Consider the following 15712-nt stretch of genomic DNA (forward strand, 5'->3'; position numbering starts at 1 on the left):
CGTCACGCGTTTCCCGCGAGGTCGCCATGTTCCCGCAAGCTGCCCGTTCCACGCCGATCGCGCCGCCGCCGCGCGCCGCCGCGGCCGCTCCGCGTCCTACGCCGCCGGTGCCGGCCGACGAAGTGCGCCACGGCGTCGCGCGGATGCTGACCCGGTCGCAGGCCTTCAACGCGATGCCCGACGCCGATCGCCGCGACATCGCCCGCAATACCGCGTTGATCGCCGATTACCTGGCGCGGCCCGAGGGGTTCGCCGGCCACGAGATTCCGGGCGGCCTCGGCACCGCGCCGGCGCGCGCGCTGGACGACACCGATCATGCGGCGCACGAGGCGGATTTCAACACGCACAACCAGGCCGTCGACAGCATCGGCAAGTCCAAGTTCACCGCGGCGGCCGCGCACGAGGGCGCCGCGGTCGCGGGCGAGCTGCTGAACCAGGTCAAGTTTCCGACCTTCGTGGCCAGCCTGATCAGCGGCGTGTTCCAGTCGATCACGCACAGCTCGATCGAGCAGATGAAGGCGTATCAGGAAATGATCGCGCAGGTCGCGAAATCGCTCGGCCAGTTCGCCGACGAACATGTGACGGAGAACCAGGCGCGCGATCACATGGTCGGCCAGTTTCCCGACCTGTTCGAGATCGGCATGGACGACAGCGGCGATGCGCCGAGCCCGCGCGTGCAGGTGCGCGACGGAGTCGATCCGGACGAAGCGTCGAAGACCGTGCGCGCGCGCCTGCAGATGGGCGACGGCGACACCTTCGACCTGTCGGACGAGGCCTCCGAACTGGCCATCGTCAACCGCTTCAAGATGCAGCTCGCCAAGCAGCGCCAGCAGATGCTGGCCTCGATCGTGCTGATGGGCATCAACCGCATCGTCGTCACCGACGGCAAGATCTCCGCGAAGATCATCTACGACGTGCGCGCGCAGGACACGCTGTCCAAGCAGCGCAGCGCCACCGCGGTCGACCTCGCCCGCGACAAGGACGGCAACGTGCAGACGACCTACGCCGGCAAGGGCACCTACGATCGCGGCGGCAAGTACGACTCCAGCAACGACAAGGACAACGGCCGCCAGTACAGCGCCGACTACTACGCGAAGGGCGACTACGAGTACGAGAACAAGCCGATCATCACCGCGTCGACCGCCGCGTCCGAAACCAGCAACGCGGCGATGCAGACCAAGATCCAGCTGTCCGGCGCGGTCGACGTCAATTTCAAGAGCGACTACCTGCCGCTCGACAAGATGGCGACCCCGCAGATGATCGCCACCATCACCGGCAACGCGACGCCCGCCGATCCCAACGTGCTGCCCAGTCCGAAAACGCCGCCGGCCGCCGCCGCACCCGCCGCGGCCCCGGCTTCGGCCTCGGCTCCGGCCGCCGCGCCGGCGCCGGCCAAGGGAAACTGAGCCATGCGCCTGCCCGCTCCCCCCGACGCGCTTCACCCGGTGCGGCCACCCACGAGCGCCGCCGCGTTCGACGCGACGCGGCCCGAGGTGCGCCGCCTGCTGACCGCGATTCCGTCGTTCCTCGACCTGCCCGACGACGAGCGCCGCCGCATCGCCGCCGATACGGTGCGGGTGCTCGCCTACCTGGCCGATCCCAACGGCGTGCATGCCGAGATCGCCGAGCGCGAGGCGAACGGCGAACTGCCGCCCACCGGGCTCGCGCGCCCGATCGCGCAGCCGCGTCCGGCGCCGGCCGCCGCGGCGCTGGCCGACGATCCCGTCACCGCGACCAAGCGGCAGCTTTCGCAGGATCCCGGCTTCGCCGGCAAGGACTTCCAGGCCGGCGCGGTGAAGCAGGGCGTCGAACAGTTCGGCCAGATGGTGCAGAAGGTCGATTTCCCGAAATTCGTAGGAGGCCTGATCAAGAACGTGTTCCAGGCGATCGTCGAAAGCTCGATCGAGCAGATGCGCGCGTATGGCGAGCTGATCGCCAATGTCGCCAAGACCACCGCCCAGTTCATGAGCGACAACATCAGCGAGGGGGCCGGCCGCGACTATCTCGCCGATTCGTTCCCGGACGTGCTGTCGGTGCAGGCGCAGGACGGCGCCGACGCGTTCGACGCGGACAGCGCCGGCGCGGCCGCCGCCGCGGCCCCGACGCGGCTGGTGGCGCAGGGCGACAACGCGCAGCAGCGGCTTGCCGAGATCAGCCGGAACTACAACCTCGATCCGCCCGTGACCGACCTGTCCGACGACAAGTCCGAGCTGCGCCTCGTCACCGCGGCGCGCCTGCAGATGGCGAAGCAGCGCCAGCAGCTGCTGTCGTCGATGGTCATGCTCGGCATCAATCGCATCGTCGTCACCGACGGCTCGATCAACGCCAAGGTGGTGTTCGACATGCGCGCCAGCGACACCGCGAAACGCACCTACACCGCGTCGATGCATGACCGCGAGAGCCAGAAGTACAAGGAATCGCTCAACGCGCATTACGGCAGCTGGTACACGCCGTATTCGGCCGACGCCTCGTTCGAGGGGCAGCAGGAACACGTGGCCACCGTCGGGTCGGCACTCGACGACACCAGCGAGTCCAAGGCGGAGGTGAAAGCGAAGCTGTCGGGCGAGGTCCGCGTCAACTTCAAGAGCGACTACCTGCCGCTCGACAAGATGGCGACGCCCGAGATGATGTCGGTGATCCAGGGCAACTCGACGCCGTACAACCCCAACAAGCCGGCGCCCGCCGCGGGCTTGCCTGCCGGGCAGCACTGAATCATGGCGCGCGCGCTCATCGCCCCGCCGGCGGATGCCGGGCTCGCGGCCGCGATCCGGTCGGGGGAGCGGCTCGTCGAGCGCGCGACCGCGCACGGCCTGGCCTTCGCGCTCGACGAGCTCGGCGACATCGCGATCCCCGACGCCGTTGCCGCGCGCATCGACAAGGCGCAGCTGCGGGCGCTCGCGTCGCTCTATCTGGCGGCCGATCTCGAGCCCGCGGGCGTGATCCCCGCGGTCGAGGCGCTCGCCGGCCTGTCGGCGAGCGGCGCCGTCGGCGTCGATCTTGGCGGCGCGCAGCCGCTGGTCGCCAACTGGTGGCGCCACCGCGCCGAGAAGCTGGCGGCCGGCGAGCGCGCGGCGTTCTATTCGCGGTTGTTCGGCACCGCGTACGGCCCGGCGGCGGCGGATGCCGAGCGCAACGTCCAATTCGAGGAATGCATGCTCGTGCTGTGCGAGGCGCTCTACAAGCTCGACGAGACGCCCGGCGCCGACCCGCGCGGGGCGCTCGGGCAGCAGGCGCGGGTCCGCAACGGCGCGCGCGCGCTCGCGCAGAACCTCGGCGCCGCGTGTACCGGCGTGACCGCGTTCATGGCCGGCGAGATCGTCGGCATGCTCAGGGACGCGTTCGCGATCCTCGGCCATGCCGACCTGCGTCAAGGCTTCGCCGCGCGCGACATCTGGGGCGTGGTCGCCGCCATCGGCCGGCTCTCGCGGCAGCCGCCGCGCCAGCCGGCCGCCTATGTCCGGCGCGGCAAAGCCGGGATGACCGTGATCGCGTGGCTGGCGGACGTCGCGGATGCGCTGGGCGGCGCGTCGCCGCTGATCACCACCGACAACCCGGTGATCGCCTCCGCCGCCGACTGGATCGAGGCAACGCTCAGCCTCGGCGAGAAACCCGACGACCCGGCAGCTTCCGTTGCGGATGCCGGCCGCACCGGGCCGCCGGCTTCGCGGCCGGCAGCGCCGGAGAGCGCCTGGGCGGCACTGGGGCACTGAAATGAAACCGTGTCGCTCAGGCCGTCGCGATACGGGCGGCACAACCCGGGTGGCGACGGCGGATGCGCCGTCGCCACCCCGGCAGCGCGTCACGTGTCACGCCTCGCGGGAAGCGCGTCGCGCGGCGGAGCCGCTGACATGATGGCAACCGCGCACCTTGCGCGTTCGCCGGTGCCGCGGCCCGACGTTCGTCACCGTGTCCGCGAACTGCTGTCCGCGCAGCAGGGCTTCGGCGCGCTAGATCCGGCCACGCGCCGCGATCTCGCGTCCGGACTGGTGCGGATCGGCTCGCTCGCGCTCGACCACGACGAACGCGCGGCGCGTCCCGGCACGGCGCTGGCGGTCGCGCAGAACGCGGGCTCGGAGTATTCGGGCACCGCCATCGACCGGATGGCCGGCACCACCCGGGCGGTGCTCGACGCGGTGTCGTTCCCGCGCTTCGTGACCGAGCTGATCACGGGTGTCTTCAAGGCCATGAACGATTCGAATCAGCAGCAACTGACCGCGTTCGTCGACCTGATCCGCAATGTCGCGCAGACCACCGAAGGCTTCGCGGACAGCAACGTCGGCATCGCCGGTGCGCGGCAGTGGCTGGCCGAGCATTTCCCGACCGCCTACCAGGTCACCGGCGACGACGAGGCCGCGGACGACGCAGACGAACTGGCGGGCCTGCCGCCGGACGAGCGCCGCCAGCGCCAGCAGGAACTGCAGGCCGAGCGCGATGCCGCGACCCGGCTGGCATTGCGCCCGGGCGCGACCCCGCCGGCCGAAGCGGCGCTGCGCAGTGCGCTGGGGGTGGGGCCGGGCGAGGCGGTGCCGGCCTCCGATCCCGAGCGGCTGGTGCCGCTCGCGCAACAGGTGCTGGCCCGCAACCGCCAGCAGCTGCTCGCGACGATGGTGCAGATGGGTTTGCAGCGCATCGTCATCGAGAGCGGGCGCCTCAACGCCGCGATGAATTTCCATATCGACGCGAGCAGCGCCGCCGCCAACGACCGTGGCTCGCAATTCGACACGCGCAACACGGTGGGGGTGAGCGGGGGCGCCCGCTTCGGGCCCTGGGGCGCGGAAGCGAATGTGCAGAGCACGATCGGCTACGTGTCGACCGACCGGACCCAGACGACCGAGAGTTCGCACGCCGACGTCAACCTGAGCAGCGGCGTCGAACTGGTATTTCGTACGGACTACGTACCGTTGAACCGGCTCGCGGGCGTGGGCGACATCGAACGCATCCGCGTCAACACGATCAATCCGGATGCCGAAGCGGCGCGCCTGTCCGCCGATCGCGCCGCCCAGCGCGGCGCCGAACAGGCCGACATGACCGCTCGCCGGAGCTCGCTGGACGGCGCGCTGCGCGCGCCGCCGGCCGTTGGTCCCGCGGCTTCGGGTTCCGCTGCGCCGGGCTCGGCAGGGGGCGCACACGCCGCCAGCCAACCCGCGTCGTCGTCGCCGAATCCGGCATCTACACCCGGAGCCGCACCCGCACACGCACCCGGAGCTGGAACTGGAACTGGAGCTGGAACTGGAACTGGAACTGGAACTGGAACTGGAACTGGAACTGGAACTGGAACTGGAGCTGGAGCTGGAGCTGGAGCCGGAGCCGGAGCCGGAGCTGGAGCTGGAGCTGGAGCCGGAGCTGGAGCCGGAGCTGGAGCCGGAGCCGGAGCCGCACCTGGAGCCGGAGCCTCGCCCGCGTCGCAGCCGCCGTCCGGGCCGGGCGCCGCGGCGTCCCCGTCGCCCGCGCATTCCGCGACGGCCGCACCTCGACCGCCAGCCGGCGCAACGACAGCGGGACACCGCGCGGCGTCATGAACGCGTGCGTGCCCCGGCGGCCGGTTTGCGGGCCGGGACATCGCAACCGCGCAGTGCACGGCGGCTTCGCGCATCCATCCGGGGCTGGCGTCGGAGCAGAGCCTGTACGACTCGACTGCGCGACGCGCGCCCCCGCGCCGCTCAACCGTGACCGAGATCGCCCGCCACCGGCGCCCGCGCCCAGTCGAGCGCGAAGTCGGCGACCGCCTCCCAGCCTGGCTCGCCGCAGGTGTAATGACTGCGGCCGGGGAACAGCCTGTATGCCGAAATCGCCCGCGAGCGCTTCGCGTTCTTCTCGTAGTTCTCGCGCTGGACGGCCGGCGGCAGGATATGGTCGTTGCCGCCGGCGATGAAGAGCAGCGGTGCGCGATTGTCGTTCGCGAAGTTGTAGGTGGTCGCGGCATTCGGCGTGACGTTCGCGAATCCGCCCTGAAACAGGATGCGCCCCGACACCGGGACCGCGTAGCGGTCATAGACCGGCTTCGATTCCGCGAGGCTCAGGTTGTTGGTGAACGCGTAGTGGAATTCCGTTTCGGTGATGGGCACGGCGCGGTGCAGGTTGGCCGGATTGCGCAGGACCGGGAAGGTCGCCTTGATCTCGCTGAACGGCAGTGCCCACACGCCCTTCACCGCTGCCCCGTCGATCGATACGCCGGCCGTGCCGAAGCCCGCGTCGAGCAGGAGCTGCACGAACGCGCCGCCGAACGAATGCCCCATGATGATCGGCTTCGTGTCGAGTGCCGCGATCGTCGCGGCCAGGTGCTCGAAGATCTCGCGCGCGCCGAGGTTCACGAGCGGCGACGGATCGCGGCGCAGTGCCGCGACGCCGGCCGTGCCCGGCTCGATGCCCGGATAGCCCGGCGTGATGACCCGCATGCCGCGCTGCGCGTAGCGGGCGACCCAATGCTCCCACGACAGCGGCGTCATCCACAGGCCGTGAATCAATACAACCGTGTCGGTACGCGTTTCCGGATTCATATGCCTGCTCCTGTGGTCGCTGGATGACGCCCGTCACGCCCGCGAGTGCCGGGCGCCCCGTCGAATCTCTTTGACATCGGCACCGCCCGGCGTGAATGATGTGTCCATGATAAAGACCATTCGAATACGCGACATGGCTGAAAAACCGGAATTCTTTGCTGAAACGCCGACCCGGCTGGACGATGACGCAGATCCGTTCGCGTTCAGGCGCGACGCCTTTTCCGACGTGCTGGAACTGATCCGCATCCGTGGCAATACCGTGTTCACGTGCGCGGCGTCGGCGCCTTTCGGGTTGCGCTTTCCCGCCGGGAAGTACCGTCTGCACATCATCCGGAGCGGCAGCGTGACGATCGAGGTGGAGGGGCTCGACGAGCGCTATCACGCATCGCAAGGCGACCTGGTCATGCTGATGCATGGCCACGGCCATGTCATCGCTGACCGGCCGGGCCGTTCCGCCCGTCTCGTCACGGATCTCGCGCCACAGTATTACGACCGTGAACGCCTGACGATAGGGAGCGGCGACACCACGTGGCTGTGCGGCGATTTCGGCTTCGACGGCGTGCTGTCGCAGCGCCTGCTGTCCGTGCTGCCGCCGGTGCTGGTGCTGAAGGGTTTGCGGGAACGGCCGTTCGAGTGGCTGGAACTGAGCTGCCATTTCATACTCGACGAGGCATTGAGCCCGCGCGCGGGCGCCGCCGCGATGATTTCGCGCTTGCTGGACGTCATCTTCGTCCAGTTGCTGCGCACCTGGGCGACGGAGGGGGCGACGGGTCACGGCTGGTTGTCCGGTGCGATCGACAGCCGGATCAATCCGGCGATGTCCGCCATTCACGCGGATCCCGGCCGCGCCTGGACCGTCAACGACCTTGCCGAGCTGTCGAACCTGTCCCGCTCGGCGTTCGCGGATCGATTCCAGCGTGTCGTGGGGCAGGCGCCGTTGAGCTATCTGACGACCTGGCGTCTGGATCGGGCGGCCGAGCTGTTGCGCTACAGCCGCGCACCGGTAGCGGATATCGCGAACCGCGTCGGCTATACGTCCGAAGCGGCGTTCAGCCGCGCGTTTCGCGGACGCTACGAGATGTCGCCGATGCAGTGGCGGCGCGCCAATAGCGAGTAGGCCCGCGCGATGCTTGCGGTGTGCGGCGCCGAGGTCGAGCGAGACACCGGCGCCGTTGTTGCGTCAGCCGATGTCCGATCACGCCAGCGGCGCAACCGACGCGCCCGTGATGCCATGGCGCCGCAGCGCATCCGCGACGAAGCCCGACGCCTTCATCTCTTCGACGAACTGGCCGAGCAACGCGGCGGCCGCTTCGCCGCGGCTCTTCGGCACGCCCATCGCCTGGCGGATCACCATGAAGCGCTCGTCGAGCAGGCGCAGGCCCGGCGTCTTCGCCGCATCGGCTTCGAGCTGCTGCTTCACGCCGGCCGCGACTTCGAGCTGCTGTTCGACGAAGGTCGGCACGACGGCCGGCGACGTCGGCGCGCGCACGATCTGCGCGGCCTTCAGTTCGCGCGTGAGGAACAGGTCGTACGCGCTGCCCTTGCCGACCGCCACGCGGTTGTGCGGCTGGTCGACGTCCGCATTGCCGCGGATCGGCGAATCGTCGCGCACGAGATAGAAGCCTTCGATCAGCACGTACGGTTCGGTGAACGCGACCGTTTCGCCGCGCAGCGGATCGACCGCGAAGAAGCCGAAATCGGCGCGCTCTTCGGTGAGCGCCTGCACCGACTTGCCGGCCGCATCGAACACGACGAGTTCCAGCTCGGCCGACAGCCGCTCGGCGAACGCGCGCGCGAGGTCGATCGATACGCCGAACGGCTCGCCGGTGGCCGGGTCGCGGTTCGCGAGGATCGGGTTGCCGAGATTGATCGACGCGCGCAGCTTGCCGGTCGGGGTGAACGCGGAGAGGATGGAAGGGTCGATGGTCATGGCGGACTCTTGATGATCGGATGCGCCGGCATGGCGGGCGCTCAGGGGGTCAGGATGGCGCTGATGCGCGACAGCGCGTCGAGCGTGTGCAGCAGGCGCCGATTTTGCACGGGCACCGTGCAGCGCGTCGGCTCGGAGCGTCACCCGGCTTCAGGTCGAGCGTGCAGAGGGGCGACCGGAGCGGCGCTCGCAAAGCCGGCTTTCCACGGAGCGCAGGTGGCACGGTCGGGCGTCTGCCCGACCGGCCTTGACTGCGGCGATTACTTGACCGCGACTTCCGTATGCACGACTTGCGGCGGGCTCTTGAAGAACGGGCCCGCCAGCTGCCGCCACGCCTGGAAGTCGTCCGATTGCCGGAAATGGACCATGTGATCGTCCACGGTGTCCCACTTGACGACGAGCAGGTAGCCGCCGCTGCGCTCGATCACGCGGTGCAGCTCGGCGCCGCCGCAGCCGCGCGCGCGGGCGAACAGCGGGAGTGCCTGGCGAACCGCCGCTTCGAATGGCTCGGCCTGCGACGGATCGATTTCGAGCGATGCCATTTCCAGAATCATGAAGGCTCCATACGGGTTGGTTGATGCGATCGGGATCGCGCCGCGACGGCGTGTGCCGTGGCGGCGCATGCGGCAACGATACCGGAAGTCGGCGCGGCGGTGCGCGTGAGCAGCGCCCATGATGCCGGCGGATACGTCGTCCTTGTCAGCGTTTTTCCCAATATGGAATGCGCGCCACATGCCGATGTCACAGAGGTGGTGAAGACAAACAATCCGAGGCCAGTCATGACGATATCCGCGATGAACGGAACGAACATTGCACCACCCGAAACGATCGTCGACGCCGCATCCGACCACGCCGCAGCGACCCCGTCGATCCTGCTGGTCGACGATGAACCGAGCGTACTTTCCGCGCTCAAGCGCGTGTTGCGGCCCGCGCGCTACGCGATCCTGACAGCCGAAAGCGGGGAAGCGGCACTCGAGATCCTGGCGTCGACCGAAGTCGACCTGATCGTGTCCGACATGCGCATGCCGAACATGAGCGGCGCGGCGTTTCTCGCACGCGCCCGCTCGCTGTACCCGGACACGATGCGTATCCTGCTGACCGGCTATTCCGACATCGCATCGATCGTGGAGGCCGTCAACGAAGGCGGTGTGTATCGCTATCTGAACAAGCCTTGGGACGACCACGACCTGCTGATGACCATCGAGCAGGCGCTCGAGCAGCGGCGCTTGCGCGGTGAAGCCGCGCGGCTCGCCGCATTGACCGAAGCGCAGAACGAAGCGCTGCGCCGTTTCAACACGGAACTGGAAACACAGGTGCGTGCGCGCACCGAGGAACTCGCGCAGACCGTGATGTTCCTCGAAGCGGCACAGCACGACCTGAAGAGCAGCTTCACCGCGATGGTCCAGGTGTGCGCGAGCATGATCGAGCTGCGCTGCGGGAGTGCGAGCGGTCATGCGATGCGCGTCGGCGAGATCGCACGGCGTCTCGCGCTGTCGGCCGGGATGAGCAGCCTGCACGCGCAGGATGTCTATTTCGCCGGTCTGCTGCATGGCATCGGCAAGCTGTCGCTGCCCGACGAACTGTTGCACAAGCCGCTCGTCAAGATGACGACGGACGAACACAGCCTGTTCCAGCAGCACCCGCTGCGTGCGCAGATGGTGCTCACGCCGGTCGCGCAATTGCACAAGGTCGCATCGATCGTGCTGCACCAGTACGAGCGCTTCAACGGGCGCGGCACCCCGGAGGGGCTGACCGGTGACGCGATCCCGCTCGGCTCGCGGATCGTCGCGATCGCGCGCGACTTCGAAGGGCTGCGCAACGGCGAGATCGGTTCGCCGCATTCTGTCGAGCAGGCGATCGACGTGCTGCACTCGCAGGCCGGCGTGCGCTACGATCCGCAGCTCGTCGCGCGCTTCATCGAGCTGATGCGGGATCCGGCGAGCCTCGGCATCGCGGCGTCCGTCGCGGAGATCCAGTCCGCGCAGCTGCGCGAGGGCATGCGGCTCGCCGACGACCTGCGCACGCATCGCGGGGTGCTGCTGATGACGAAGGGCAGCGTGATGTCGGCGCACCAGATCGAGCTGGTGCGCCGCTTCGAGGCACGCGAGGGGACACCGTTCGACATCCTGGTGCTGACCGGTGCCGCCGCGTCGACGCAGGCGCCGGACGCTGCCGCGCCACCGGCCTGACGCCGCGTACCGCACGGCCGCGGCGTGCGATCGACCGTACGCCGCGGCAACGCGTTCATCTCGACCGGGGCGCTCGATCATGCATGGCACCTACAACCTGCTGCTTGTCCTGCTGTCGCTCGTCATCGCGACGCTGGCCTCCTATACGGCGCTCGACCTGGCCGCGTTCATTTCGCTGCTCGACGACCCGAAGCTCAAGCGTGCGTGGCTGGGCGGCGGCGCGGCCGCGATGGGCACCGGAATCTGGTCGATGCATTTCGTCGGGATGCTGGCGCTGTCGCTGCCGATCCCGCTCGGCTATGCGCTTGCGGATACCGGCGCGTCGCTGGCGATTGCCGTGCTCGTGTCGTATTTCGCGCTGAATGTCGTCACGCGCGCCCGGTTGAGCCGCCGTCGCCTGCTTGTGGGCGGTGTGCTGATGGGCGCCGGGATCGTCGGGATGCATTACACGGGCATGGCCGCGATGCGCATGGCGCCCGGCATTCGCTACGATCCCGTGCTGTTCGCGGCATCGATCGCCGTCGCGGTGATCGCATCGACGGCCGCGCTCTGGATGGCCCAGGCGCTGCGCGCGCGACAGGCGCGCCATGCGACCAGGCAACGCATCGGCGCGGCGCTGATCATGGGTATCGCCATCACGGGCATGCACTACACGGCGATGGCGGCCGCGCACTTCGCGCCGGATGCGCGCTGCGGCGCCGCGAACGGCATCGATGCGCCGTGGCTCGCGACGACGATCGCGCTGTTCACGACGGCGACGCTGATCGTCACGCTGCTGGTCTGCCGTTTCGATGCACGCACAACCTTTCTGCGCGGCATGACGGACACGCTCGAGCGACTGGTGCGATTGCGGACCGCGGAACTCGAAACGGCATTGCGGCGCTATGAGCAGACGACGGCGATGCTGCAGCGCACACGCGAGAACATGGCGACCGAGATCGACGAGCGCCGGGCGGCGCAGATCCGGCTCGAGCAGGAGAAGGACGAACAGCGGCGCCTGCTGCGGGCGCTCGAGGACACCCACGTGCAGCTGTTGCAATCGGAAAAGCTCGCCTCGATCGGCCAGCTCGCGGCGGGCGTCGCGCACGAGATCAACAACCCGGTCGGCTTCATCAGCGCGAACCTCAACACGTTGAAGACGTGGGTGCGCAGCCTGCTCGACGTGATCGCCGCGCACGAGGCCGCGCTGCCGCAGCTGGACCCGGCGGCGCGCGACGCGCTGACTGCGATGGGGCGCACCGCCGATCTGGACTACGTGCGCGACGAGATCGTGACGCTGATCGACGAATCGATCGATGGCGCGGTGCGGGTGCGGCGCATCGTGCAGGATCTGCGCGATTTCTCGCGGCCGGGCAGCGGCGAGTGGAGCGTGGTCGACATCCACTCGGGTCTCGAAAGCACGCTCAACGTCGTCCATAACGAACTCAAGTACAAGGCCGACATCGTGCGCGCGTACGGCGACGTGCCGCACGTCGAATGTATCCCGTCGCAGTTGAACCAGGTATTCATGAACCTGCTCGTCAACGCCGCGCACGCGATTCCCGAGCGCGGCGTGATCACGATCCGCACCTCGAGCGACGGCGAACAGGTGTCGATCGCGATCAGCGACACCGGCACCGGCATGACGCCCGACATCGTGCGGCGAATCTTCGATCCGTTCTTCACGACGAAGCCGGTCGGGCAGGGAACCGGGCTCGGCTTGTCGGTGTCGCACGGCATCATCGAACGGCATCGCGGCGCAATCGACGTGACGAGTGCGCCGGGGCGCGGCACGACCTTCCGCATTCGAGTGCCGATCCGGCGTGCAGGCGGGAGAGTGGGCGAGGTGGCGTCGGTCGAGCAACGTGCGTGAGTGCGACGCGGGACGCGTCACCGCACTCGCTTGCGCCGCCGCCTTCGAAAGAAATGCCAGAACATCGCCGTTGCGTCCGGCCCGGTCGCGGCGTGGAACGCTTCACGCGGATCGCCGCCGCTCCATGCGTGCGCCAGGCGGCGAACGATGCAGACCCGGACGATCAGCCGGCCGCCGCGCAGATAATCCGTGTAATCCGTATCGTCATGCGTGTAGGCATGCTGCTCGCCGACGCGCAGTTCACCCTGTTCGTTCACGAGCCGATTGAGCCGCGCGAACGCGACGCCGAGCTGTCGCGCGTTTTGCTCGGCGACGACCGTATCGAGCCCGCCATGCACGACGAGCGCGGGCATGCCCGGATACGCATGAACGTCGACGCATGCATCGACGACGCGGATCGGGTCGTCGTGCAGGCCGCGGCGCATCACGCTCATCGCGGCCATGGTCGACAGCGGCGGCGCGATGGCCGGACCGGAATGCAGGCCGACGGCCGTGAACAGGTCGGGATACCCGAGCGCCAGCCGCGCGGCCAGCCCCGCACCGGCCGACATGCCGGCCAGATAGATCCGGTCGCGATCGAACCCGCGTTCCCGCACGATCGCGTCGACCAGCGACGCGATTGCGGGGGCCTCCGACTGAGACGCATCGCCATGCCAGTTCCAGCAGCGATGCGCGTGGGCGGTGTTCGCCTGTTCGGGAAACAGCACGGCAAACCCGGCACGCTCCGCGACGCGGCACATGCGCGTGCCCGCGGCGAACGACTCGGCCGTCTGCTTGCAACCGTGCAGCATGACGACGACGGGCATGTCCCGGGTCGTCGCCGGTGCGGCGGGCAGGTACAGCGCGTAGGCAAGATGATTGACGAGGCGGCCGGGGGCCGGGCGCGCGGCATGAAACGAGCGAAACCATGTGCCGGGCACGTGGCGCGGCGTTGCACGCGCGGCGGGCGCCGGCGCCGTGCGACGCGGGGTCCGGGTGCTGGCGGGGCGCTTGGCCGACGCCGGCGGTTGGGTTGCTTTCCTGTTCGGCCGCGGGCTCGCCGCGGCGGAAAGCAGATCGAAAGGCCGTAGCCAGAGGCTGGTTTTTTTCCTGGGCATGGACGAATCTCGTGCCGGCGGTTCGCGCGACAGCATGCGGCGCAGCCGGTCGTCGGATGGGAGTCGAATGCGGGCAGAGCACGATGCGTGCTGCGGCAAGCGTCCGCGTCGAAGCGCGCCGGCATGACCGGCACGGAGGCGGCCGGCCGCACAACACCGTGGCACGCGACATCTTTACAGCCGTCGTCGCGATTCGGACAGGCCACGCGCCATGCTAGCAGGCACCGCTCGCCTCAAGTGCGATGGTTTCGTGACGTTCGGTATCATTTGGTCTATGATGTGGTATCAGTTGATACTCAATCGGGAGTCGCCATGTCGCTCGTCACCCCTGAAGCCGTGGCTGCGGTCATGGAGCTTCGGCCGGTCCCGCATACGCTCGCGGAGCTTGAGGCGCGCGTGCGCGACGGCCTTCCGAAGTCAGCGTTGCGCGCGGGGGTCGAGCACGCGACGCAGGGCGCCGACGCGCGGCGGGCACTGCTCGCGCGCATCATTCCCGAGGCGACCTACAAACGCCGCCGCGACCGTCTGACACAAGATGAATCCGAAAAGACCGAGCGCCTGGCACGGATCGTCGCGACGACCACCTACGTCTGGAGCGATGAAGAGGATGCGCGGGCGTTTCTGGCGATGCCTCACCCCGAGCTCGAGGGGCGTCCGCCGCTGGATGTCGCACTGACCGAACTCGGCGCGCGCCGCGTCGAAGAACTGCTCTGGAAACTGTTCTATGGGCTGCCGGCATGAAGTTGTTTCGCATCGCCGACACGCGACACACGATCTGGAGCGGCACCGGCGCAATGCCGGTCGGTGGTCGTTTCAACAGCCCGGGCCGGCCGGTCATCCATGCGGCGCTGACCTTCGCGGGCGCAATGCTCGAAGTGCTCGTGCATGCCCGCATCGGCAAGGTACCCAAAACACACGGATGGGTCGAAGCGACCGTTCCCGACGACCTTCCGGTCGAACGCCACTCGGCAGACACGCTGCCGGCAGGGTGGGACACGGCGGCACTGCATCCGGCACGGCAGTTCGGCGACGCCTGGCTCACGGAGTCGCGCACCGCGATACTCGTCGTTCCGTCGGTCGTCGCGCGCGCGGAATTCAATGTACTGGTCAATCCGGCGCATCCGGACGCCGCGCGCATTGTCGTGGCGGACCCGAAACCGGTAGTGTGGGACGAGCGACTCTTTGGAATGCCGCCTGCCGGGCGGTCGTGATCCGTTACTGACCGGTGTGATCCCGTGCCGCGCGGTTCGCGAGATGTTCGACCATCCGCTGTGCGGCGGGCTGCAGCGTGTCGAAGCGCTGGAAACATACGATGAAGCGACGCTTCGCCCATGCATCGGTGAGCGGGATCATCCGCACGCCGAGCGACTGCCGGTAGGCCGCCGCGACTTCGACGGGAATGACGCTGATCCCCAGGCCGGCGGCCACGACGCGAAACGCCGCGTCGAAACTCGACACGATCACGCGATACGACACGGTCCGGCCCCGGTCGGCGGCTGCGCGCTTGAGCATCGTATGAACGGCCGTGGCCGGCGGCAATCCGACGTGCTCGAATTCAAGCGTGTCGTCGAAGCCGACCGACTGACGGCCGGCGAGCGGATGCTCGGGATGCACGGCGAGCGCCAGCTGGTCGTGGCGATAGGACCGCTCCTGCAGCCCTTGCAAGTCGACGTTGTCCCAGCACACGCCGACCGCGGAAGCCCCTTCGCGCACCTGCCGGACAAGATCGCGCGACAGCCGCTCCTCGACGTCGACCTTGATGTTCCGGTTGGCGGGATCGCGCATGAACGACGCGATGTCGTCCAGCAACACTTCCGCGATCGCCGATGCCGACGCGCAGACGCTCACGCGACCCTGCAGCCCGTCGCCGATCGCGGTGACGTCGGCCGCGATCCGGTCCATCGTAAACAGCATGCTGCGCGCATGCTCGAGCAGCGCGATGCCCGCCGGCGTGGGCGCGACGCCGCGCCGTGACCGCGTCAGCGCCGGCACGCCGAGATCGCTTTCGAGCTGCGCAATGCGCTTGCTGATCGCGGAAGGCTCGATGTGCGCTTCTTTCGCGGCACGCGCGATATTGCCGTGATCGCACACGGCCACGAACAGCCGCAGTGTCTTGAGGTCGATGTCGCGCATCAGTGCAGTCTCCG

Annotated in this window: 14 protein-coding genes; 9 read left to right on the plus strand and 5 right to left on the minus strand. The window is 68.7% G+C overall.

The genetic code is table 11. The features are described from left to right. Window positions 1-26 precede the first annotated feature (26 nt). From DIE21_RS09045 to DIE21_RS37140, 4 genes are all read left to right on the plus strand, one after another. The gene (locus DIE21_RS09045; protein ID WP_260432362.1) at window positions 27-1406 is read left to right on the plus strand and encodes a hypothetical protein; all 1380 of its coding nucleotides are present in this window, start codon (window positions 27-29) and stop codon (window positions 1404-1406) included. Between the two features lie 3 nt (window positions 1407-1409). Then, on the plus strand, window positions 1410-2711 hold the full coding sequence (locus tag DIE21_RS09050; RefSeq protein ID WP_124497369.1) for a hypothetical protein: 1302 nt from the start codon (window positions 1410-1412) through the stop codon (window positions 2709-2711). 3 nt (window positions 2712-2714) lie between these two features. Beyond that, on the plus strand, window positions 2715-3710 hold the full coding sequence (locus DIE21_RS09055; protein WP_124497370.1) for a hypothetical protein: 996 nt from the start codon (window positions 2715-2717) through the stop codon (window positions 3708-3710). A 138-nt stretch (window positions 3711-3848) separates the two neighbouring features. Further along, window positions 3849-5519, plus strand: a complete 1671-nt coding sequence (locus DIE21_RS37140; RefSeq protein WP_185642746.1) for a hypothetical protein — start codon at window positions 3849-3851, stop codon at window positions 5517-5519. A 141-nt stretch (window positions 5520-5660) separates the two neighbouring features. Here DIE21_RS37140 and DIE21_RS09065 read toward each other — a convergent pair whose 3' ends face one another. After that, window positions 5661-6497: an alpha/beta hydrolase gene (locus DIE21_RS09065; protein WP_124497371.1), complete on the minus strand. Its 837-nt coding sequence runs from the start codon at window positions 6495-6497 to the stop codon at window positions 5661-5663. Between the two features lie 91 nt (window positions 6498-6588). Between DIE21_RS09065 and DIE21_RS09070 the strand changes: the two genes are divergently transcribed. After that, window positions 6589-7614, plus strand: a complete 1026-nt coding sequence (locus DIE21_RS09070) for an AraC family transcriptional regulator (protein WP_124497372.1) — start codon at window positions 6589-6591, stop codon at window positions 7612-7614. Window positions 7615-7692: 78 nt separating this feature from the next. On the opposite strand, the gene DIE21_RS09075 is transcribed toward DIE21_RS09070, so the two are convergent. Further along, window positions 7693-8427 carry an ABC transporter substrate-binding protein gene (locus DIE21_RS09075; protein WP_124497373.1) on the minus strand — a complete coding sequence of 245 codons (735 nt, stop codon included), beginning with the start codon at window positions 8425-8427 and terminating at the stop codon, window positions 7693-7695. Between the two features lie 260 nt (window positions 8428-8687). Further along, a complete protein-coding gene (locus tag DIE21_RS09080; RefSeq protein ID WP_006753336.1) occupies window positions 8688-8981 on the minus strand; it encodes an antibiotic biosynthesis monooxygenase in 294 nt (97 codons plus the stop codon). 225 nt (window positions 8982-9206) lie between these two features. Here DIE21_RS09080 and DIE21_RS09085 point away from each other — a divergent pair, with 225 nt between their 5' ends. Together DIE21_RS09085 and DIE21_RS09090 are read left to right on the plus strand one after the other, a co-directional pair. Then, window positions 9207-10616 carry an HD domain-containing phosphohydrolase gene (locus DIE21_RS09085; protein ID WP_124497374.1) on the plus strand — a complete coding sequence of 470 codons (1410 nt, stop codon included), beginning with the start codon at window positions 9207-9209 and terminating at the stop codon, window positions 10614-10616. Between the two features lie 79 nt (window positions 10617-10695). Continuing rightward, complete coding sequence (locus tag DIE21_RS09090) at window positions 10696-12468, plus strand: histidine kinase (RefSeq protein WP_124497375.1); 1773 nt, start codon at window positions 10696-10698, stop codon at window positions 12466-12468. A 17-nt stretch (window positions 12469-12485) separates the two neighbouring features. On the opposite strand, the gene DIE21_RS09095 is transcribed toward DIE21_RS09090, so the two are convergent. Next, the gene (locus DIE21_RS09095; protein WP_124497376.1) at window positions 12486-13565 is read right to left on the minus strand and encodes a PHB depolymerase family esterase; all 1080 of its coding nucleotides are present in this window, start codon (window positions 13563-13565) and stop codon (window positions 12486-12488) included. Between the two features lie 312 nt (window positions 13566-13877). Here DIE21_RS09095 and DIE21_RS09100 point away from each other — a divergent pair, with 312 nt between their 5' ends. Beyond that, window positions 13878-14306, plus strand: coding sequence for an antitoxin Xre/MbcA/ParS toxin-binding domain-containing protein (locus DIE21_RS09100; protein WP_124497377.1), 429 nt, complete (start codon window positions 13878-13880; stop codon window positions 14304-14306). After that, entirely contained in the window at window positions 14303-14776 is a 474-nt protein-coding gene (locus DIE21_RS09105; RefSeq protein ID WP_124497378.1) for an RES family NAD+ phosphorylase, read from the plus strand. The genes DIE21_RS09100 and DIE21_RS09105 overlap by 4 nt, the downstream gene beginning before the upstream one ends. Window positions 14777-14780: 4 nt before the next feature. On the opposite strand, the gene DIE21_RS09110 is transcribed toward DIE21_RS09105, so the two are convergent. Beyond that, a complete protein-coding gene (locus DIE21_RS09110) occupies window positions 14781-15698 on the minus strand; it encodes a LysR family transcriptional regulator (protein WP_124497379.1) in 918 nt (305 codons plus the stop codon). Window positions 15699-15712 lie beyond the last annotated feature (14 nt).

Source organism: Burkholderia sp. Bp9140, from assembly GCF_003853425.1.
Taxonomy (GTDB): Bacteria; Pseudomonadota; Gammaproteobacteria; order Burkholderiales; family Burkholderiaceae; genus Burkholderia.

Bases quoted from the DNA above. Each gene is read 5' to 3' on its own strand.
- DIE21_RS09100 (WP_124497377.1), top strand. From the start codon at position 13,878: ATGTCGCTCGTCACCCCTGAAGCCGTGGCTGCGGTCATGGAGCTTCGG.
- DIE21_RS37140 (WP_185642746.1), top strand. From the start codon at position 3,849: ATGATGGCAACCGCGCACCTTGCGCGTTCGCCGGTGCCGCGGCCCGAC.
- DIE21_RS09095 (WP_124497376.1), bottom strand. From the start codon at position 13,565: ATGCCCAGGAAAAAAACCAGCCTCTGGCTACGGCCTTTCGATCTGCTT.
- DIE21_RS09080 (WP_006753336.1), bottom strand. From the start codon at position 8,981: ATGATTCTGGAAATGGCATCGCTCGAAATCGATCCGTCGCAGGCCGAG.
- DIE21_RS09045 (WP_260432362.1), top strand. From the start codon at position 27: ATGTTCCCGCAAGCTGCCCGTTCCACGCCGATCGCGCCGCCGCCGCGC.
- DIE21_RS09065 (WP_124497371.1), bottom strand. From the start codon at position 6,497: ATGAATCCGGAAACGCGTACCGACACGGTTGTATTGATTCACGGCCTG.
- DIE21_RS09085 (WP_124497374.1), top strand. From the start codon at position 9,207: ATGACGATATCCGCGATGAACGGAACGAACATTGCACCACCCGAAACG.
- DIE21_RS09050 (WP_124497369.1), top strand. From the start codon at position 1,410: ATGCGCCTGCCCGCTCCCCCCGACGCGCTTCACCCGGTGCGGCCACCC.
- DIE21_RS09105 (WP_124497378.1), top strand. From the start codon at position 14,303: ATGAAGTTGTTTCGCATCGCCGACACGCGACACACGATCTGGAGCGGC.
- DIE21_RS09110 (WP_124497379.1), bottom strand. From the start codon at position 15,698: ATGCGCGACATCGACCTCAAGACACTGCGGCTGTTCGTGGCCGTGTGC.
- DIE21_RS09090 (WP_124497375.1), top strand. From the start codon at position 10,696: ATGCATGGCACCTACAACCTGCTGCTTGTCCTGCTGTCGCTCGTCATC.
- DIE21_RS09055 (WP_124497370.1), top strand. From the start codon at position 2,715: ATGGCGCGCGCGCTCATCGCCCCGCCGGCGGATGCCGGGCTCGCGGCC.
- DIE21_RS09075 (WP_124497373.1), bottom strand. From the start codon at position 8,427: ATGACCATCGACCCTTCCATCCTCTCCGCGTTCACCCCGACCGGCAAG.